The sequence below is a fragment of the Streptomyces sp. NPDC037271 genome (assembly GCF_055603605.1).
On sequence record NZ_JBVJVN010000037.1, the window covers coordinates 22,987 to 41,660 of the forward strand.

The 18,674-nt window shown below is 72.3% G+C and carries 15 protein-coding genes; 13 read left to right on the forward strand and 2 right to left on the reverse strand.

What is annotated here, in order from left to right:
• Window positions 1-32: 32 nt before the first annotated feature.
• Window positions 33-1,100, reverse strand: a complete 1,068-nt coding sequence (locus ACZ7G3_RS34495) for a LacI family DNA-binding transcriptional regulator (protein WP_470930486.1) — start codon at window positions 1,098-1,100, stop codon at window positions 33-35.
• 237 nt (window positions 1,101-1,337) lie between these two features.
• On the opposite strand from ACZ7G3_RS34495, the gene ACZ7G3_RS34500 reads away from it, so the two are divergent.
• The 7 genes from ACZ7G3_RS34500 to ACZ7G3_RS34530 all read left to right on the forward strand — a co-directional run bounded on the left by ACZ7G3_RS34500 (window position 1,338) and on the right by ACZ7G3_RS34530 (window position 10,675).
• Window positions 1,338-2,264: a carbohydrate ABC transporter permease gene (locus tag ACZ7G3_RS34500; protein ID WP_426600935.1), complete on the forward strand. Its 927-nt coding sequence runs from the start codon at window positions 1,338-1,340 to the stop codon at window positions 2,262-2,264.
• A 7-nt stretch (window positions 2,265-2,271) separates the two neighbouring features.
• Window positions 2,272-3,222 carry a carbohydrate ABC transporter permease gene (locus tag ACZ7G3_RS34505; protein ID WP_470930488.1) on the forward strand — a complete coding sequence of 317 codons (951 nt, stop codon included), beginning with the start codon at window positions 2,272-2,274 and terminating at the stop codon, window positions 3,220-3,222.
• Between the two features lie 98 nt (window positions 3,223-3,320).
• Window positions 3,321-4,664: an ABC transporter substrate-binding protein gene (locus ACZ7G3_RS34510; protein WP_470930490.1), complete on the forward strand. Its 1,344-nt coding sequence runs from the start codon at window positions 3,321-3,323 to the stop codon at window positions 4,662-4,664.
• A 93-nt stretch (window positions 4,665-4,757) separates the two neighbouring features.
• Window positions 4,758-6,803 carry a beta-galactosidase gene (locus ACZ7G3_RS34515; RefSeq protein WP_470930492.1) on the forward strand — a complete coding sequence of 682 codons (2,046 nt, stop codon included), beginning with the start codon at window positions 4,758-4,760 and terminating at the stop codon, window positions 6,801-6,803.
• A 161-nt stretch (window positions 6,804-6,964) separates the two neighbouring features.
• Entirely contained in the window at window positions 6,965-9,010 is a 2,046-nt protein-coding gene (locus ACZ7G3_RS34520; protein WP_470930494.1) for an RICIN domain-containing protein, read from the forward strand.
• A gap of 114 nt (window positions 9,011-9,124) precedes the next feature.
• Window positions 9,125-9,766 (forward strand): sugar O-acetyltransferase, encoded by a 642-nt coding sequence (locus ACZ7G3_RS34525; protein WP_470930496.1) that lies wholly within the window; start codon window positions 9,125-9,127, stop codon window positions 9,764-9,766.
• 117 nt (window positions 9,767-9,883) lie between these two features.
• Window positions 9,884-10,675 carry an SAM-dependent methyltransferase gene (locus ACZ7G3_RS34530; RefSeq protein WP_470930498.1) on the forward strand — a complete coding sequence of 264 codons (792 nt, stop codon included), beginning with the start codon at window positions 9,884-9,886 and terminating at the stop codon, window positions 10,673-10,675.
• 24 nt (window positions 10,676-10,699) lie between these two features.
• Here ACZ7G3_RS34530 and ACZ7G3_RS34535 read toward each other — a convergent pair whose 3' ends face one another.
• A complete protein-coding gene (locus ACZ7G3_RS34535; RefSeq protein WP_426600927.1) occupies window positions 10,700-10,885 on the reverse strand; it encodes a hypothetical protein in 186 nt (61 codons plus the stop codon).
• 170 nt (window positions 10,886-11,055) lie between these two features.
• Here ACZ7G3_RS34535 and ACZ7G3_RS34540 point away from each other — a divergent pair, with 170 nt between their 5' ends.
• The 6 genes from ACZ7G3_RS34540 (at window position 11,056) to ACZ7G3_RS34565 (ending at window position 18,565) form a co-directional block, all read left to right on the forward strand.
• Window positions 11,056-12,237: a spore photoproduct lyase family protein gene (locus ACZ7G3_RS34540; RefSeq protein ID WP_426600926.1), complete on the forward strand. Its 1,182-nt coding sequence runs from the start codon at window positions 11,056-11,058 to the stop codon at window positions 12,235-12,237.
• 178 nt (window positions 12,238-12,415) lie between these two features.
• Complete coding sequence (gene cdtA, locus ACZ7G3_RS34545) at window positions 12,416-13,276, forward strand: siderophore ABC transporter ATP-binding protein CdtA (RefSeq protein WP_470930501.1); 861 nt, start codon at window positions 12,416-12,418, stop codon at window positions 13,274-13,276.
• Window positions 13,273-14,259, forward strand: a complete 987-nt coding sequence (locus ACZ7G3_RS34550; RefSeq protein WP_470930503.1) for an ABC transporter substrate-binding protein — start codon at window positions 13,273-13,275, stop codon at window positions 14,257-14,259. Before cdtA ends, ACZ7G3_RS34550 begins: the two co-directional genes overlap by 4 nt.
• A gap of 7 nt (window positions 14,260-14,266) precedes the next feature.
• A complete protein-coding gene (locus ACZ7G3_RS34555) occupies window positions 14,267-16,336 on the forward strand; it encodes an iron ABC transporter permease (RefSeq protein ID WP_470930505.1) in 2,070 nt (689 codons plus the stop codon).
• A 66-nt stretch (window positions 16,337-16,402) separates the two neighbouring features.
• Complete coding sequence (locus ACZ7G3_RS34560) at window positions 16,403-16,996, forward strand: 3'-5' exonuclease (protein WP_470930506.1); 594 nt, start codon at window positions 16,403-16,405, stop codon at window positions 16,994-16,996.
• Between the two features lie 231 nt (window positions 16,997-17,227).
• On the forward strand, window positions 17,228-18,565 hold the full coding sequence (locus ACZ7G3_RS34565) for a lipase family protein (RefSeq protein ID WP_470930508.1): 1,338 nt from the start codon (window positions 17,228-17,230) through the stop codon (window positions 18,563-18,565).
• Window positions 18,566-18,674: the final 109 nt, after the last annotated feature.

Below are 18,674 nucleotides of genomic sequence, written 5' to 3' on the forward strand. Positions count from 1 at the left end.
GAACCGAACCGGCTGCCGACGCCGGTCCGGCCCTACTCCGGCGGCGCCGCCGTGCTCGCCCGGATCACCAGCCGGGTCGGCACGAGCGTCGTGCCGCGCTCCGGGCCGTCCTGGCGCATCTTGCGCAGCACGGCCTGCACGCAGAGCCGCCCCACCTCGGCGAAGTCCTGGTGGACGGTGGTCAGCGGAGGCAGGAAGGAGCCGGCCTCGGGGATGTCGTCGAAGCCGATGACGCTGACGTCCTCGGGGACGCGCCGGCCGCGTTCGTGCAGCGCGCGCATCAGGCCGAGGGCCATCTGGTCGTTGGCCGCGAAGACGGCGGTGCACTCCTCGCGGGCGGCGAGTTCCAGGCCGGCCCGGTAGCCGGACTCCGCCGACCAGTCGCCCCGGGTGAGCGGCGGCGGGGTGCGGCCGGCCTCGGCGAGCGTGTGCCGCCAGGCGTCCGTGCGGCGCTGGGCGGCGAAGGAGCCCTCGGGCCCGCCGAGGTGCCACACCGTGTCGTGCCCGAGGTCCAGCAGGTGGCGCACGGCGGCGCGGGTGCCCCCGGCCTGGTCGGTGTCGACGACCGTGTAGTGGTCGCCGGCGTCGGAGTCGACCACGACGACCTGCACGTGGGGCGGCAGGGTGAGGGACGCCGCGTCCAGCAGGTGCACCTCCATGATGACGATCACCGCGTCGACGGCGAGCTCCTCCAGCCGGGAGAACGCGCCCCGCACCTCGTCCTGGGTGGGGACGGCGACGGGCAGCAGCGTCACCGCGTACCCCTCGCTCGCCGCGGAGGTGGCGATGGCCTCCAGGGTGCGCACGTTGCCGGTGGTGGCCAGGGAGAAGGTGATGACGCCGATGGTGCGGAACTCACCGCGTTTGAGCGCCCTCGCCGCGCTGTTGGGCCGGTAGCCCAGCTCCTTCATGGCCGCCAGCACCTGCTGCCGGGTCTCCTCGGTCACGCCCGCGTAGCCGTTGGAGACGCGGGAGACGGTCTGCGAGGAGACTCCCGCGAGCCGGGCCACGTCCGCCATGGACGCCGTCGGCACCCGGCCGCGGCGGCGGCGCCCGGTCCCCGCGTCCCGCGCGTCCGCGACGTCCTCAGCCGTGTCCACTGCCGTTCGCCACCTCTCCGCGACCGTCCCGATCCCCGGCTCCCGAGGACCCTTGACCGTCGTCCTCGGGGCAGTGTAGACATGCCGCCATCAAATGTTTACGCAAACATAACAGCACGCCGATCAACAGAACCGCACCCCGGATCAACAGAACCGCACTTCCGCGGGCGCGTGATGTTTGCGTAAACATGGTGAGGCTCCAGGACGCCTGCAGGACGTGGACGAGCGAGGAACGACATGACGACGCTGCAACCGCCGGCCGCCGCCGAGCCGCGGCCGGCCCCTCCCCCGGCGAGGCGGGAGCGCCGCTCCTGGACGGGCTGGGGGTTCCTCGGTCCCTTCGTGGCCGTGTTCGCGCTGGTGTTCCTCGCGCCGATCGCCTACTCGGTCTACCTGAGCCTCTTCCGCGACCAGCTCATCGGCGGGACCACCTTCGTCGGTCTGGACAACTACAGCCAGGCGCTGAAGGACGAACACTTCTGGGCCTCGCTCGGCCGGGTCTCGCTCTTCCTCGCCGTGCAGGTGCCGATCATGCTCGGCATCGCGCTGCTGGTGGCGCTGGCGCTGGACAGCGGACGCCTCTACGGCCGGGACTTCTTCCGCATCTCGATCTTCCTGCCCTACGCCGTGCCCGCCGTGGTGGCCACCCTGATGTGGGGCTTCATGTACGGCACCCGGTTCGGCCTGCTCGGCGACATCAACAGCGCACTGGGCGTCTCCCTGCCCGACCCGCTCTCCCCGGACATGGTGCTGGCCTCCATCGGCAACATCGTGACCTGGGAGTTCGTCGGCTACAACATGCTGATCTTCTACTCGGCGCTGCGCGTCATACCGAACTCGCTGTACGAGGCGGCCCAGATCGACGGCGCCGGACAGATACGGGTGATCACCGCCATCAAGCTGCCCGCCATCCGCGGCGCCCTGGTGATCGCGACCATCTTCTCGATCATCGGCAGCTTCCAGCTCTTCAACGAGCCCAGCATCCTGCAGCCGCTCGCGCCCAACGCCATCACGACCGACTACACGCCGAACTACTACACGTACTCGCTGTCCTTCAACGGCCAGCAGCACAACTACTCCGCGACGGTCGCCATCGTCATGGGACTGATCACCATGGTCATCGCCTACGTCGTCCAGCTGCGCGGCATGCGCAAGGGAGTGTGAAGCAGCGATGACCAGTCCTGTCGCCACCGTCTTTGACCGTTCCGCGACCGCCCCGTCCGGCACCTCGGGCGCCGTACCCCGGCTGCGTACCTCCCGGCGCCGCCACTCCGCCGACAAGCCCCGGCGCAGCGTGCTGCTGACCGCGCTCACCTCGCTGGTGCTGCTGTACAGCCTGGTGCCGCTGATCTGGCTGGCCGTCAGCGCCACCAAGACGCAGGAGGGGCTGTCCCGCTCCTTCGGCCTGTGGTTCGACAGCGACTTCGCGCTGTGGGACAACATCAGCCAGACGTTCACCTACGACGACGGCGTCTTCACCCGCTGGCTGCTGAACACCCTGCTGTACGTGGGACTGGGCGCGGGCGGCGCCACCTTCCTCGCCGTGCTCGGCGGCTACGCGCTCGCCAAGTTCGACTTCCCCGGCCGGCGTGCCGTCTTCGCCGTCGTCATCGGCGCGGTCGCCGTGCCGGGTACCGCGCTGGCGGTGCCGACCTTCCTGATGTTCAGCGAGATGGGGCTCACGGACACCCCCTGGGCGGTGATCATCCCGTCCCTGATCTCGCCGTTCGGCCTGTACCTGATGTGGGTGTTCGCCACCGAGGCCGTCCCGACCGAACTGATGGAGGCCGCCCGCATCGACGGCGCCGGCGAGGTGCGCACCTTCTTCCAGGTCGCCCTGCCGCTGCTGGCACCCGGCATCGTCACCGTCCTGCTGTTCACCATGGTCGCGACCTGGAACAACTACTTCCTCCCGCTGGTCATGCTCAAGGACCCCGACTGGTATCCGCTGACGCTGGGTCTGAACAGCTGGAACGCCCAGGCCGCGACCGCGGGCGGCGAGCCGGTCTTCCACCTGGTCGTCACCGGGTCGCTCATCACCATCCTGCCGCTGATCGCCGCGTTCCTGCTGCTCCAGAGGTACTGGCAGTCCGGACTCGCCGCCGGCAGCGTCAAGGAGTAGCCCCCGCAACACCCAGTAGTCCCCTCCCCCAACGCCCCTCCCACCCCTCCGACCCCCAACGGTGCCGGTTCCGGCCACGAAGAAGTGGAAGCAATCCCATGCCCAAGCACTCGCGCCGCCTCCTGCGCGGCACAGTCCTCGCCTGCGCCCTCGCCCTGGGGGCGACCGCCTGCGGCGACTCCGACGACGGGGGATCGAGCCGGAAGGCGGTCTCCGAGGCGGACATCCAGGCGGCCCTCAAGGAGGGCGGCACCCTCACGGTCTGGGCATGGGAGCCCACGCTCGAGCAGGTGGCCACCGACTTCGAGAAGGAACACCCGGGCGTCGAGGTCAACCTCGTCAACGCGGGCACCAACAACGACCAGTACACAGCACTGCAGAACGCCATATCGGCGAAGAAGGGCGTCCCGGACGTCGCGCAGATCGAGTACTACGCGATGGGCCAGTACGCGCTGACCAAGCAGCTCACCGACCTCAAGGCCTTCGGCGCCGACAAGCTCTCCGGCACCTTCTCCCCCGGCCCGTGGAACGGGGTGAAGGCGGGCGGCGAGGGAGTCTACGCGCTGCCGATGGACTCCGGTCCGATGGCACTGTTCTACAACAAGAAGGTCTTCGACAAGTACGACATCAAGGTGCCCACCACCTGGGCCGAGTACCTGGACGCCGCCCGCGACCTGCGCAAGGCCGACCCGAAGGCCTACATCACCGCCGACGCCGGCGACGCCGGCTTCGCCACCAGCATGCTCTGGCAGGCCGGTTCGCGCCCCTACACGGTGAACGGCACCGAGGTGAAGGTCGACTTCTCCGACCAGGGCGCCAAGACGTTCACCGACACCTGGCAGAAGCTCATCGACGAGAAGCTGCTCGCACCCGTCACCAACTGGACCGACGAGTGGTACAAGGGCCTCGGCGACGGCACCATCGCGACCCTCGCCACCGGCGCGTGGATGCCCGCCAACCTCGCCTCCGGCGTGAAGGACGCCGCCGGTGACTGGCGCGTCGCCCCGCTGCCGCAGTGGACCGCGGGCGGCAAGGCCAGCGCGGAGAACGGCGGCAGCGCGCTCGCCCTGCCGGAGCTCGGCGGGAACGAGGCGCTGGCGTACGCGTTCGTCGAGTACGCCAACGCGGGCGACGGCGTGCAGACCCGCCTGCGGAACGGCGCCTTCCCGGCGACCACCGCGGACCTGCGGTCCACGGAGTTCCAGGACACCGCGTTCCCCTATCTCGGCGGCCAGAAGGCCAACAAGATCTTCGCCGAGTCGGCCGCGAACGTCGCCGCCGACTGGTCGTACCTGCCCTACCAGGTGTACGCCAACTCGATCTTCAACGACACCGTCGGCAAGGCCTACGTCTCCGGCACCACGCTGGCCGAGGGCCTGAAGTCCTGGCAGGAGGCCTCCGTCAAGTACGGGACCGAGCAGGGCTTCACCGTCGAGAAGTAGCACACGCAGCACACGATGCGGCGGCCCGCGGGCGGCGGCGCGACCCAGGCGCCGCCGCCCCCGTACCGCACGCACCCCACCGGAAGGACCGCCATGATCTCCACCCTGCTGTCCCGCCTGCGAAGCGGGCCGGACGGTGCCTCCGCGCCCCGTCTCGCCTTCGGCGCCGACTACAACCCCGAGCAGTGGCCCCGGGAGGTGTGGGAGGAGGACGTACGGCTGATGCGCGAGGCCGGGGTCAACGTCGTGTCGCTGGCCATCTTCTCCTGGGCCCGCCTCCAGCCGGGCCCCGACGTCTGGGACTTCGCCTGGCTCGACGAGGTCATGGACCTGCTGCACGAGAACGGCGTCGGCGTCGACCTGGCCACCGCCACCGCCTCCCCGCCGCCCTGGCTGACCACCGCGCACCCCGAGATCCTCCCGGTCACCGACCGGGGCGAGACGCTGTCGCCGGGTGCGCGCCAGCACTGGCGCCCGACCTCGCCCGTCTTCCGCGAGCACGCCCTGCGCCTGGTCCGCCGGTTGGCGACCCGCTACGCCGACCACCCGGCCCTGGTCGCCTGGCACGTCAACAACGAGCTGGGCTGCCACAACGTGTACGACTACTCCGACGACGCGGCCCGCGCCTTCCGAGACTGGCTGCGCGCCCGGTACACCACGCTGGACGCCCTCAACCACGCCTGGGGCACGGCGTTCTGGTCGCAGCGCTACAGCGACTGGGAGCAGATCCTGCCGCCGCGGCTGGCCGCCTCCCACCCGAACCCGACCCAGCAGCTGGACTTCAAGCGGTTCTCGTCCGACGCGCTCAAGGACCACCTGCTCGCGGAGCGGGCGGTCCTGCGGGAGGTCACGCCCGGCATCCCCGTCACCACCAACTTCATGGTGATGCCCGGCACCAAGGGCATGAACTACGCGGACTGGGCGAGCGAGGTGGACTTCGTCGCCAACGACCACTACGTCGTGCCGCGTCCCCAGGACCGCGACGAGCTGTCGTTCTCCGCCAACCTCACCAGCGGCATCGCGGGCGGCCGACCCTGGTTCCTGATGGAGCACTCCACCAGCGCCGTCAACTGGCAGCCCGTCAACCTGGCCAAGCGGCCCGGTGAGATGGCCCGGGACTCGCTGACGCACGTGGCGCACGGCGCCGACGCGGTCTGCTTCTTCCAGTGGCGCCAGTCCGCGGCCGGCGCCGAGAAGTACCACTCGGCGATGGTCCCGCACGCCGGCTCCGACAGCGACCTGTTCCGCGCGGTCACCGCGCTCGGCGACACGCTGAAGACGCTGGCGCCGGTGGCCGGCAGCGAGCGGGAGCCCGCCGAGGTCGGCATCCTCTTCGACTGGGAGTCGTGGTGGGCGAGCGAGCAGGACTCGCACCCCACCTCACTGCTCGACTACCACCAGGAGGCCCTCGACTGGTACTCCGCGCTCCTCTCCCTCGGTATCCGCGCCGACGTCGTCACCACCGGCGCCGACCTGAGCCGCCACCGGGTGCTGATCGCGCCCGTGCTGCACCTGGTCACGGCCGAGCTCGCCAAGGACCTCACCCGGTACGCCGAGCAGGGCGGGCACCTGATCACCACGTACTTCTCCGGCGTCGTCGACGAGAACGACCACGTCTGGCTCGGCGGCTACCCGGGCGCCCTGCGGGACCTGCTCGGCATCCGCGTCGAGGAGTTCGGCCCGCTGCCCGCCGGGCAGACCGTGGAGCTGGACGACGCGAGCACCGGCGGGCTGTGGACCGACCACATCACCGTCACCTCGCCCGGTACGGAGGTCCTGTCCCACTACCGCACCGGTACGTACGCGGGCCGCCCGGCCGTCACCCGGCGTACGACGGGCGGCGGTTCGGCCGCCTACGTCTCCACCCGGCTCGGCGCCGACGGGCTCGCCTCGCTGCTGCCGCGGCTGCTGGACCCGGCCGGCGTGGTGAGCGAACTACCCGCCGAGGTACGCGGATCGGTCGAGGCCACCGTGCGCCGCGGCCCCGGCGGCCGGTTCCTGTTCCTGGTCAACCGGACCGACGAGCAGGTGACCGTCCCGGGCATCACCGGAGAGGCCCTGGTGGGCGGCACCGGCGCCGACGGCTCCGTCGTCCTCGCGCCCCGGGGCGTCGCCGTCCTGCGCACGCCCACCGGCTGAGCGCACACCGGCACCACCCGCACCACCAGAGTTCACCACCGCACCGACCCACGACTCCCCCGGAGCGGCACGCGCCCGCTCCGGGGGCCGCCCCCTCCTGCCCGACTCGAGGCGGGGGCCACACCACCGAAGCGACCACACCTTCCCGTTGGGAGCACACGATGGCACGCCGTACCCGCAGCAGACGCCTCCTCGGGGCCGCCGCCCTGACCGCCCTGGCCACCGGGGCCGCCCTGATCAGCGTTCCCGCCCAGGCCGAACCGGCCGCGGCCGCCGCCTCCGTCACGGTGCGGCCGGACCCGTCGTACCAGCAGGAGAAGTTCGAGGGCTGGGGCACCAGCCTGGTCTGGTTCGCCAACGCCACCGGCGACTACCCGCCCGAGATACGCGAGAAGCTGGCCCGGCTCCTCTTCGGCGACGACGGCCTGGGGCTGAACATCGCCCGGTACAACATCGGCGGCGGCAACGCGCCGGACGTCAAGGACTACCTGCGCGCCGGCGGCGCGGTCGAGGGCTGGTGGAAGGCTCCCGCGGGCACCACCCGCGAGGACACCGACTGGTGGAGCGCCGACGACCCGGCCGACTGGAACGAGGACGCCGACGCCACCCAGCGCTGGTGGGTCGAGCGCATCAAGGACGACATCGACCACTGGGAGACGTTCAGCAACTCCCCTCCGTGGTTCATGACCGTGAGCGGCTACGTGTCCGGCGGCTTCGACTCCGGCGCCGACCAGCTCAAGTCCGAGTCGGTCGACGACTTCGCCGCCTACCTGGCCGGTGCGACGAAACGGCTGGAGAAGGCCGAGGGCATCAAGGTCGACACCGTCGACCCGTTCAACGAGCCCAACACCCCCTACTGGGGCACGCGGCTGGGCGCGGACGGCGAACCCGTCGGCGGCCGGCAGGAAGGGGCGCACATGGGCCCCGAGCTCCAGCGCGAGGTGCTCCGGGCCCTGGCTCCCGCGCTGAGGAAGGCCAAGGTCAAGGCCGACATCTCGGCGATGGACGAGACCAACCCCGGCACCTTCGCGACGAACTGGAACGCCTACACCCAGGCCGACCGCGACCTCGTCGGCCAGATGAACGTCCACACCTACGGCACCGGGCAGCGCACCACCGTGCGGGACCTCGCCAAGGCCGCGGACAAGCCGCTGTGGATGAGCGAGGTCGGCGGCGACTGGGGCGACGGCCAGGACTTCGAGGACATGCGGCCCGGCCTCGGCCTCGCCCAGCACATCGTCGACGACCTGCGCGAACTGGAACCCCGCGCCTGGGTGTTCTGGCAGCCCGTCGAGGACTACGACAACATGAAGCCCGGCGGCGAGTCCGCCAAGGGCGGCAACTGGGGCAGCATCCAGCTCCCGTTCGACTGCACCGCCGAGGACACCCTCGAGACCTGCCCGATCCGGACCAACACCAAGTTCGACACCGCCCGCAACTTCACCCACTTCATCCAGCCCGGCGACCGGCTGATCAGGACGGACGACACCTCCAGCGCCGCCGCCGTCACCCGCGACGGCAAGGGCGCCTCCCTCGTCCACGTCAACCGCACCACCGCGCCCCGCACGGTCACCGTCGACCTGTCGAAGTTCCGCGACGTGCGCCGCGGGGCCACCGTCACCCCGGTCGTGACCAGCGCCGACGGCAAGCTCGAACGGCAGGCCCCGATCAGGGTGAGCGACCGCGCGGCCACCTTCACCGTGCCCGCGCAGTCCGTGACCTCCTTCGAGATCAAGGGCGTCTCCGGCGTCGCGAAGGACGCCGCCCTGCTCCGCAAGGGCCACACCTACACGCTGACCGGTGTGCAGAGCGGCAAGGCCGTCACCGTGGCGGCGGACGGCACGAACCTGGTCCTCGGTACCGGCTCCGGCACGGACGCCCAGCAGTGGCGGCTCAGCGCGGTACGCCACGACGACGGCGTCCGCGACCGCTACGTCTTCACCCACCACGAGGACGGCACGCGGCTGGCCGTACGCGACGACGTCCCGGTGGCCGAACCCGACACCGGCAAGCGCGACAAGGCCGCCGAGTGGATCATGTCGACCACCGGTGACGGCACCTGGACGCTGGTCAACGCGGCCACCGGGCGCCTGCTCGAAGTCGGCGGCCAGGCGACGCACGAGGGTGCGGCCGTCACGACGTGGCCGCCCAACTCCGGTGCCAACCAGCGCTGGACGGTGACGGACGTGTCCGCCACGGCCGACTGACCACCGCCCCGGCCACCGGCCGGCATCCACCACGACACACCCGGCTCCGTCCGCACCGCTCCCCGGGCGGTGCGGACGGAGCCGCCCACGCACGCAACGGCTGAAGGAGGCCACATGACGACCGACCCGCGGGAGACCGAGGTCCGCCGCAGGATGGCGGCGCAGGAGCTCTACTCGGACGGCGGGCCGGGCCTGGAGGGCCTGGCCGAGGAGCGGCTGCGGGGCAAGGAGCTGGCCGACGCCTACAACCGGACCGGTGCCCGGGACGAGGAGGGCCGCCGGACCATCCTGAAGGAGATGCTCGCCTCGCTGGGCACGGGGGTGTGGATCGAGCCGCCGCTGCACGTGGCCTACGGCAACCGTGTGCACATGGGCGACGACGTGTACGTCAACTTCGGCCTCACCCTCGTCGACGACGTCGAGGTCTTCGTCGGGGACCGGGTGATGTTCGCCCCGCACGTGACCATCAGCACCACCGGACACCCCGTCCACCCGGAGCTGCGCAGGGACGGTACGCAGTTCTCCGCGCCGGTGCGGATCGAGGACGACGTGTGGATCGGGGCGGGCGCGCTGATCATGCCGGGGGTCACCGTCGGCCGGGGCTCGGTGGTCGGCGCGGGCAGCGTGGTGACGGCGCACGTGCCGCCCATGGTGGTGGTCGCCGGGACACCGGCGCGGGTCGTGCGCGAGATCACCGACGCCGACCGGGAGTGGACCTACCGTCCGCCGCGCACCCTGCCCCGGAGTGCCGGGTGACCCTCGCCGAGCGGTGAGCAACTCCCGTCACCGGCCCCGCACATGGCACGGTACGCACGGCAGTACGATGATCGGGAACTGCGGCGGAACGTCACCTCCCGGACCACGGAGCCTGCCATGACGACGGACCATTCCCAGCCTCCCCGCATCGACACCGGCCGGGCCCACCCGGCGCGTGTCTACGACTGGCTGCTGGGCGGCAAGGACAACTACCCCGTCGACGAGGCGGTGGGCGGGACACTGCCGCCCGAGGCGCGGGACGCGGCACGGCAGAACCGGGCGTTCATGAACCGTGCGGTGGCGCACCTGGCCGCGCGGGGCGTCGACCAGTTCCTGGACATCGGCACGGGCATCCCGACCGAACCCAACCTCCACCAGATCGTCCAGCGGACGGTGCCGGCGGCCCGGGTCGTCTACGCGGACAACGACCCGATCGTCCTGCGCCACGCGGAGGCCCTGCTGGTCAGCAGCCCCGAGGGGGCCACGGACTACATCCAGGCCGATGTCCGGGAGCCGGACGAGATCGTGCGGCGTGCCCGGGAGGTCCTGGACTTCGGCCGTCCCGTCGCGCTGTCGCTGATCGCGCTGATGCACTTCGTCCCGGACGAGCAGGACGCCCACGGCATCGTCCGCGGACTGGTCGAGACCCTCCCGTCGGGCAGCCACCTGGTCCTCTCGCACGCCGCGATCGACCTCTTCCCCGAGCTGGCGGAGCAGGTGATCGCCCAGTACGCCAAGGGCGGCATCCGGCTCGGGTTCCGCACCCGGACGGAGGTGGCGCGCTTCTTCGACGGGTTGGAGATGGTCCCGCCCGGCCTGGTCACGGCCACCGAGTGGTACGGGGCGGACCAGGAGCCGCCCGCGCCGGAGGAGAGCGGCATCTACGCGGGCGTGGCGCGTATCCCCTGACCGGGCGGGACCTGGGGCGGTGACTCAGCGGCGGCGCCCGCGCGCCGCCCACCCGGTGCCGATCCCGGCGACGTGCAGGGCCAGCAGGGCGAGGCCGAGCAGCATGACGTTGGTGGAGGTGAAGATGTCGTTGGTCGAGATCTCCGCCGCGTTGATCAGCCAGGCGATGAGGAACAGGACCGCCGCGATGATGGCGAGCACGGTGTACATCCCTTCGGTTCCGGGGCACCGGACCGGTGCCGTGTCACGCGTATGCCCCCGACGGGGTGCGTGACACGGCGGCGGGCACCGCGCACTTTCGTACAGTGGAGGGACCGGGACCGCCCGCGGCGCACCGAAGCCGAGGCCGGTCCGTCCAGCACCCTCGCACCGGAGCACCCATGCACGACCCGTCCACCGCACCGGACGACGGCTCCGGCACCCTGTTCGGTCTCGACGCCCTGGCGCCCGGGCCGCCGGCCCCGCCGCCCGCCGCCGGACCGCTCTTCCGGGACTCCGCCGCGGCCCGCCGTCTGCTTCCGGTACGGGAGATCCACGCCGAGCCGGCGGCAGCCGCGTCCGCGCGCGGCCGGCAGGTGATCGCCCGGTTCCCCGAGGCCCGCGTCGTCGAGGTGGACTCCCACTGGCGCATCCCCGGCCTGCACGGCAACGAGGGCAACGTCGAGCGCTGGGTCCGGGTCAAGGGCGAGACGCTCGTCCTGGGCGAGCGGAAGACGCTGACGACACGCCCCAACGGCCGGTCCGCGGACTGGATCGCCCCCGGCGCCTCCAACGGCTGCGCGATGGCCTGCGCCTACTGCTACGTGCCGCGCCGCAAGGGGTACGCCAACCCCGTCACCGTCTTCACCAACATCGACCGGATCATCGCCCACCTCGGCCGGCACATCGCCCGGCTGGGACCCAAGCCCGAGCCGAACCAGTGCGACCCGGACGCCTGGGTGTACGACGTCGGCGAGAACGGCGACTGCTCGGTGGATGCCCTGATCTGCGACAACACCGCGGACCTGGTGCGCGCCTTCGGGCGGTGGCCGACGGCCAAGGCGTCCTTCGCCACCAAGTTCGTCAACCCCGACCTGCTCGCCCTCGACCCGCGCGGCCGGACCCGGATCCGCTTCTCCGTGATGCCGCCGGACGACTCCCGGCTGCTGGACGTACGCACCTCCCCGGTCGCCGAGCGCATCGCCGCGGCCGGCGACTTCCTGGACGCCGGCTACGAGGTCCACTTCAACCTCTCCCCCGTGGTGGTGCGGCCGGGCTGGGAGGAGGCCTGGGCGGAGCTGCTGCGGCACCTCGACGACGTCCTGCCGGACCGGGTCAAGCGGCAGGCCGCCGCCGAGGTGATCATGCTGACGCACAACCGGGAGCTGCACGAGGTCAACCTGGGCTGGCATCCGCGTGCCGAGGAGGTGCTGTGGCGGCCGGAGGTCCAGCAGGCCAAACGCTCGGAGAACGGCGCGCTCAACGTGCGTTACCGCAACGGGGTCAAGGCCGAGGCGGTCGAGCGGCTCCGTGTCCTCGTCGCCGCCCACGCACCGTGGCTGCGCGTCCGGTACGCCTTCTGATACTCCGGGCAGGACCGCGCGATCCCCGGTCGCCGGACAGGAATGCGCAATGCCCGTTCATCACAAGCGAGTTGAGCGCGCCGGCCGCTCCGGTGCGTACGGGGCGGGGCGGCGGCCACCGACGTCGCGCGACCCCCGCCCCTACCAGCAGTTTTTAGGTTAGGCTAACCTTCGCCACGTGAGATTCGGTGAAGACGCAGCCGGTACGCCGCGCCTGCGCGGTCATGAGCTGTCGGCGACGGGTGTGACCGTGTCGTACGACGGTGTCGATGTCGTGCACGACGCCGCGGTCAGGCTCAGGCCCGGTGAAGTGACCGTTCTGGTGGGTCCGAACGGCAGCGGGAAGTCGACGCTGCTGCGGACCGTCGCCCGACTGCAGCGTGCCCGCAGCGCCACGCTCAGGATCGACGGCGACACCGACGGCCTGGCGCTGACGTCCCGTGAGTTCTCGCGGTACGTCGCCCTGCTGACGCAGGCGCGCCCGACCCCCGGCGGGCTGACCGTGCGGGACGTCGTCGAGTTCGGCCGCTATCCGTACCGGGGCCGCTGGGGGCGGCCGGACCCGGACGGCCCGGCCGCCGTCGACCGGGCGCTCGCGCTCACCGGCGTCGACTCACTCGCCGACCGCGGCGCCGACCACCTGTCCGGCGGGCAGCTGCAGCGGGTGTGGCTCGCGAGCTGCCTCGCGCAGGAGACTGGCGTACTGCTCCTGGACGAACCGACCACGTATCTCGACCTGCGTTACCAGGTAGAACTCCTCGACCTCATCCGCGACCTGGCGGACGACCACGGGATCGCCGTCGGGGTCGTCCTGCACGACCTCGACCAGGCGGCGGCCGTCGCCGACCGGATCACGCTCCTCGAAGCGGGCCGGATCGTCGCCGACGGCCCGCCCGAGGACGTGCTGACGCCGGAACGCCTGAGCGCCGTCTACGGCATCCGGATCGACGTCGACACCGACCCCCTGACCGGCCGGCTGCGCACCCGCCCGATCGGCCGCCACCACATACGAACCGAAAGGCTCGGCACCACCTCATGAGACGCCTCCTGCTCACCGCGGCCGCCACCACCGCCGCGGCGCTCACCCTTGCCGCCTGCGGCACCACGGAGCCCGCCGCCGACAAGTCCGAGAAGAAGGCCGCCTCGGAAGCCATCACCCTCAAGGACGGCAAGGGCACCGAGGTGAAGCTCGACGGCCCGGCCACCAAGGTCGTCGCCACCGAGTGGAACGTCGTCGAGAGCCTCGTCTCGCTGGGTGTCGACCCGGTCGGCGTCGCGGACGTCAAGGGCTACAAGACGTGGAACACCGCGGTCCCGCTGAAGAACGACCCCAAGGACATCGGCACGCGCGGTGAGCCGAGCATGGACACCGTCGCGTCCCTCTCCCCGGACCTCATCGTCGCCACCACGGACCTGCCGCCCGCCGCCGTGAAGCAGCTGCGCGAGGTCGCCCCGGTGCTGGAGGTGAAGTCCGCCGACCCCGCCGACCAGATCGGGCAGATGCTCGACAACGTGGACCTCATCGCCAAGGCCACCGGCACCACGGCCAAGGCCCAGACGATCCGCCAGGATTTCGAGGCGAAGGTCGCCGAGGGCAAGCAGGCCCTGGCCGACGCCAAGACGGCCGGCAAGGAGATCGCCTTCGCCGACGGCTACGTGACCTCCAACCAGGTCTCGATCCGCCCCTACACCGCGACCTCGCTCTTCGGTGAGATCAACGAGGCGCTCGGCCTGAAGAACGCCTGGAAGATGCAGGGCGACGAGGCCTACGGTCTCGCCTCCACCGACGTCGAGGGCCTGACCGCGCTGCCCGAGGGCGTCCAGTTCGTATACATCGCCAACGACGGGGACAAGAACAGCACCCCGTTCACCGGCGCGCTGACCAAGAACTCGGTGTGGACGTCCCTGCCGTTCGTGAAGGCCGGCGACGTGCACCGGCTGAACGACGGGATCTGGATGTTCGGTGGTCCCGGGTCGATGGAGGCGTACATCGACTCCGTCGTCGGCTCGCTGACGAAGTAGCGGGGTCATGGCCGTCACCGCAACCGAACCCGCCGTCCGTCCGTCGACGGCTCCCACGCCCCGGTCGGGCGCGGCCGCGGTGACGGCCGGGCTCGTCCTGCTGGTCGCCGTACTCGCCGTCGTCGACATCGCTCAGGGCACCGCCGCCGCCGGAGCGGCCGAGGTCTTCAAAGCCCTCACCGGGCAGGCGGACCCCGACGACGCGTCCGTCGTGATCGCGTCCCGGCTGCCCCGGATGACCGCCGGCCTCCTGGTCGGCGCCGCCCTCGGCATGGCCGGCGCCGCGCTCCAGAAGGTCAGCCGCAATGTGCTCGCCTCGCCCGACACCCTGGCGGTGAACGCGGGCTCCTACCTGGCGCTCGGGCTGGCCGGTGTCACCGGCGTCTCGCTCCCGATGATCGCCTCCTCCGGTGTCGCCTTCGCCGGCGGCCTGGCGGCGGCGGCCGTCGTGCTCGGCCTGTCCGGCCTCGGCACGGGCGCCGTCCGGCTCGTGCTCGCCGGCACCGCGCTGATGCTGGGCCTGAACTCCATGACGGAGGGACTGCTCCTGCTCTTCCCCGAGAAGACGGACGGCCTCTACCAGTGGAACCAGGGCAGCATCGGCCAGAACGGCTTCGACGGCGTCCTGCAGATGCTGCCCGTCGCCGTCGTCGGACTGGCCGGGCTGCTGCTGACGGCCCGCCGGGTGGACGCCCTGGCGCTCGGCGACGACGCCGCGCGGGGGCTGGGTGTCCCGGTCCGGGCCACCCGGGTCACGGTCGTCGTCCTGGCGGCGCTGCTGTCCGCCGCCGCGGTCACGCTCGCCGGTCCGATCGGATTCGTCGGCCTGTGCGCGCCCGCCCTCGTCCGTCCGCTCGCCCGCCGGTTCCGCGGCTTCGCGCGGTCCCGTACCTCCATGCCCGCGGCCGCGCTCACCGGCGCGGCCCTGGTCCTCGGTTCGGACGTGCTGCTGCGGACGGTCGTCTCCGACGACCTCTCGGTGGCGGTGCCCACGGGTGTCGTGACCAGCCTGGTCGGCGCCGTGTTCCTGGTCGTCATGGCACTGCGGCTGCGGGACACGGCCGGGGCCGGCGCGCCGGACCGGCTGCGCATCCCGAGCCGGACGGTGTTCCTGGTCACCGTGGCCGTCCTGGTCGCCGTCCTGATCGGCCTCGTGATCGCCGCCGTGCTGGTGGGTGACAGCAAGCTGCTGCTCGGTGACGTCGTCAACTGGGCGCAGGGGCGGGCCGGCCGGACCGTCTCCTTCGTCCTGGACACCCGGGTGCCCCGGGTGCTCGCCGCGCTCTGCGCGGGCGCGGCGCTCGCCCTGTCCGGCACGCTGGTGCAGGCCGTGACCCGCAACCCGCTCGCGGAGCCCAGCGTCCTGGGTGTCTCCGGCGGTGGCGCGCTGGGCGCCGTGCTGCTGGTGACCACCGTGCCGGCCGCCGGGACGTGGGGGACCGCCGGGGCGGCGTTCGCGGGCTCCGCCGTCACCGCGGTGCTCGTCTTCGGGCTCGCCGCCCGGGGCGGCTTCCAGCACAACCGGCTGGTCCTGGTCGGTATCGGCGTCGCCGCCGCGACGACGGCACTGATCAGCCTGCTGATCGTGCTCACCGATCCGTTCAACTCGACGAAGGCGCTGACCTGGCTGTCGGGTTCCACCTACGGGCGGACCATGCCGGACGTCGTGCCGGTCGTGCTGGCGCTGGTCGTCGGGATCGGTGTGGCGGTCGCCCGGCGCACCGAGCTGGACCTGGTCTCGCTGGACGAGGACACCCCGCGACTGCTCGGCCTGCGGCTGGCGCCGGGCCGCCTCGGCTTCCTCGTGCTGAGCGTGGTGCTCAGCTCGACGGCCGTGGCCTGTGCGGGCACCATCGGCTTCGTCGGTCTGGTGGCCCCGCACGCGGCCCGCGCCCTCGTGGGCCGGCGGCACGTACGGGTCGTGCCGGTCGCGGTCCTCCTCGGCGCCACGCTGGTCTGCACGGCCGACCTGATCGGGCGCACGGTGATCGCCCCGGCCCAGCTCGGCGCCGGAATCATGACGGCGGTCATCGGTACGCCGTACTTCCTGTACCTCCTGGTGCGGAGCCGCCGATAGGTGCCGCTCGCGGCGCTCGGCCGAAAACCGGGTGACGGAGATCGTGGGCCCTCGTACGGTGCCGGGATGCACCGACGCGCCGCGGACGGGGGCCACGACGGCCTGCTGAACGTCATCGACCTGGAGGCCACCTGCTGGGACGGCCAGCCGCCGCCCGGTGCGGTGAGCGAGATCATCGAGATCGGGCTCGCCGTGGTGGACCTCGACACCCGGGAGCGGGTGGCCCGGCACCGCGTCCTGGTGCGGCCCGTCCGCTCCCGGGTGAGCCGTTTCTGTACCGAACTGACCGGCATCACCCAGGCCGAGGCCGACACGGGCGTGGGTTTCGCCCAGGCCTGCGACACGCTGGCGCGCGTGCACGGCGCCGGCGTCCGGCCCTGGGCGAGCTGGGGCGACCACGACCGGCACCAGTTCGTCCGCCAGTGCGCGGCGGACGGGGTGGCGTACCCCTTCGGCCGTCCGGCCGAGCGCACGCACACCAACGCCAAGGCGGTCTTCACCAAGGCCCACGGGCTGCGCGGGAGGCCCGGCATGGCGCGGGCGCTCGAACTCGCCGGGCTGCCGCTCCAGGGCCGGCACCACCGGGGTGTGGACGACGCCTGGAACATCGCGGCGCTGGTGCTCCACCTGGCCGACCGGGGCGCCTGGCCCAGGGCCTGACGGAGCCGTGGGGCTGCCGCCTCCCGTCGGCAAGTCGGGCACGTCCTGGTTCGCGGCGTGCCCCGCTGTGGGACGGAACGTCAAGTTACTGAACCGTAATAAGCATGGCGCTACCCGCGGTAACCCCTGGCCGGTTACGGTCCCGTCACCCCGCAGGAGCAGCGCGACCACGGCCCTGGCCCCCACCGGGCCGCGGACGACCGGTTCCGGCCCTTCCCCAGGAGGTTCGCCATGCCCCCACGCCCACGCACGCTCGCCGCGGCGGTCGCCGTCGCACTCGCCCTCGGCGCACCGGCCGTCCCGGCCGCCGGGGCCACCGGCTCGGCCACCGGTTCCGCCACGGAGGTGTCCCGCGGCGTCGAGATACCCGCCTTCTACACCCCGCCGGCCACGCTGCCCGAGGCCGACGGCGCGCTGGTCCGCAGCGAACCGCTGCGCCTCGCGCTGAGCCTGCCCGGCCTCGACGGCCCCCTGCCGGGGCGGGCGACCCGGCTGATGTACAAGTCCACCGACGCGAACGGCGAACCGGTCGCCGTGACCGGCGCCTACATCGAGCCGGCCGCGCGGTGGCGCGGCGGCGGACCGCGGCCCCTGGTCGCCGTGGCACCCGGCACCATGGGCCAGGGCGACCAGTGCGCCGCCTCCATGGCCCTGGAACACCCGCTGATGTTCAACGGCCGAACGGTGTCGGTGGGTTACGAGAACCTGTCGGTCTACCGGCTGCTGCTGCGCGGCGTCGCGGTCGTCGTCACCGACTACGTGGGCCTCGGCACCACCGACCGGCTGCACACCTACGTCAACCGCGTCGACGGAGCCCACGCCGTACTGGACGCCGTACGCGCCGCACGCTCCCTCGGCTCGGCGTCGGTCACCCCCGGCTCGCGGGTCGGCCTGTTCGGATACAGCCAGGGCGGCGGGGCGACGGCCGCCGCGGCCGAACTCCAGCCGTCCTACGCTCCGGACGTCGAGCTGGCGGGCACCTACGCCGGCGCTCCGCCCGCCGACCTGACCGAGGTGACCGAGGCGATCGACGGCGGCGACCTGGCGGGCGCGCTGGGCTGGTCGCTCAACGGCTTCCTGCAGACCGAGCCGGCCCTCGGGCCCATCGTCGACCGGTACATCAACGCGGCGGGCGAGGAGGCGCTGAAGGACCTGTCGACCATGTGCGTCGGGGACGCGCTCTTCGGGTACGGGGGCGACAGCAGCACGGCCTGGACGAAGACCGGGCAGTCGCTCAGCGACATCATCCGGGCCGAGCCCGCGCTGCAGGACTTCCTGGCCGAGCAGCGGATCGGCTCGCTGAAGCCGGCCGGCCCGGTCCGCGTGGCCACGGGCGTCAGCGACGACCTGGTCCCCCACGAGCAGTCCCGCCGGCTGGCCGTCGACTGGTGCCGCAAGGGCGCGAAGGTCACCTACGACCCGGTGCTGCTGCCGGGTGTCGGCAGTGGCCTGCTCAACCACTCCGCTCCGCTGCTCGCCGATCAGGGCAAGGCCGTCTCCTGGCTCACCGACCGGCTCTCCGGGAAGCCGGCCGGCTCCAACTGCTGGAGCATGCCGGTGCAGCCCTGAGCCGTACCGGCCGCGGGGGGGGGGGGGGGGGGGGGGGGGGGGGGGGGGGGGGGGGGGGGGGGGGGGGGGGGGGGGGGGGGGGGGGGGGGGGGGGGGGGGGGGGGGGGGG

What these genes read in the sequence shown, in the direction of transcription:
- ACZ7G3_RS34530 (WP_470930498.1), top strand. Translation starts at nt 9,884, where the DNA reads ATGACGACGGACCATTCCCAGCCTCCCCGCATCGACACCGGCCGGGCC.
- ACZ7G3_RS34525 (WP_470930496.1), top strand. Translation starts at nt 9,125, where the DNA reads ATGACGACCGACCCGCGGGAGACCGAGGTCCGCCGCAGGATGGCGGCG.
- ACZ7G3_RS34515 (WP_470930492.1), top strand. Translation starts at nt 4,758, where the DNA reads ATGATCTCCACCCTGCTGTCCCGCCTGCGAAGCGGGCCGGACGGTGCC.
- ACZ7G3_RS34550 (WP_470930503.1), top strand. Translation starts at nt 13,273, where the DNA reads ATGAGACGCCTCCTGCTCACCGCGGCCGCCACCACCGCCGCGGCGCTC.
- ACZ7G3_RS34505 (WP_470930488.1), top strand. Translation starts at nt 2,272, where the DNA reads ATGACCAGTCCTGTCGCCACCGTCTTTGACCGTTCCGCGACCGCCCCG.
- ACZ7G3_RS34535 (WP_426600927.1), bottom strand. Translation starts at nt 10,885, where the DNA reads ATGTACACCGTGCTCGCCATCATCGCGGCGGTCCTGTTCCTCATCGCC.
- ACZ7G3_RS34560 (WP_470930506.1), top strand. Translation starts at nt 16,403, where the DNA reads ATGCACCGACGCGCCGCGGACGGGGGCCACGACGGCCTGCTGAACGTC.
- ACZ7G3_RS34520 (WP_470930494.1), top strand. Translation starts at nt 6,965, where the DNA reads ATGGCACGCCGTACCCGCAGCAGACGCCTCCTCGGGGCCGCCGCCCTG.
- ACZ7G3_RS34555 (WP_470930505.1), top strand. Translation starts at nt 14,267, where the DNA reads ATGGCCGTCACCGCAACCGAACCCGCCGTCCGTCCGTCGACGGCTCCC.
- ACZ7G3_RS34540 (WP_426600926.1), top strand. Translation starts at nt 11,056, where the DNA reads ATGCACGACCCGTCCACCGCACCGGACGACGGCTCCGGCACCCTGTTC.
- ACZ7G3_RS34565 (WP_470930508.1), top strand. Translation starts at nt 17,228, where the DNA reads ATGCCCCCACGCCCACGCACGCTCGCCGCGGCGGTCGCCGTCGCACTC.
- ACZ7G3_RS34510 (WP_470930490.1), top strand. Translation starts at nt 3,321, where the DNA reads ATGCCCAAGCACTCGCGCCGCCTCCTGCGCGGCACAGTCCTCGCCTGC.
- ACZ7G3_RS34500 (WP_426600935.1), top strand. Translation starts at nt 1,338, where the DNA reads ATGACGACGCTGCAACCGCCGGCCGCCGCCGAGCCGCGGCCGGCCCCT.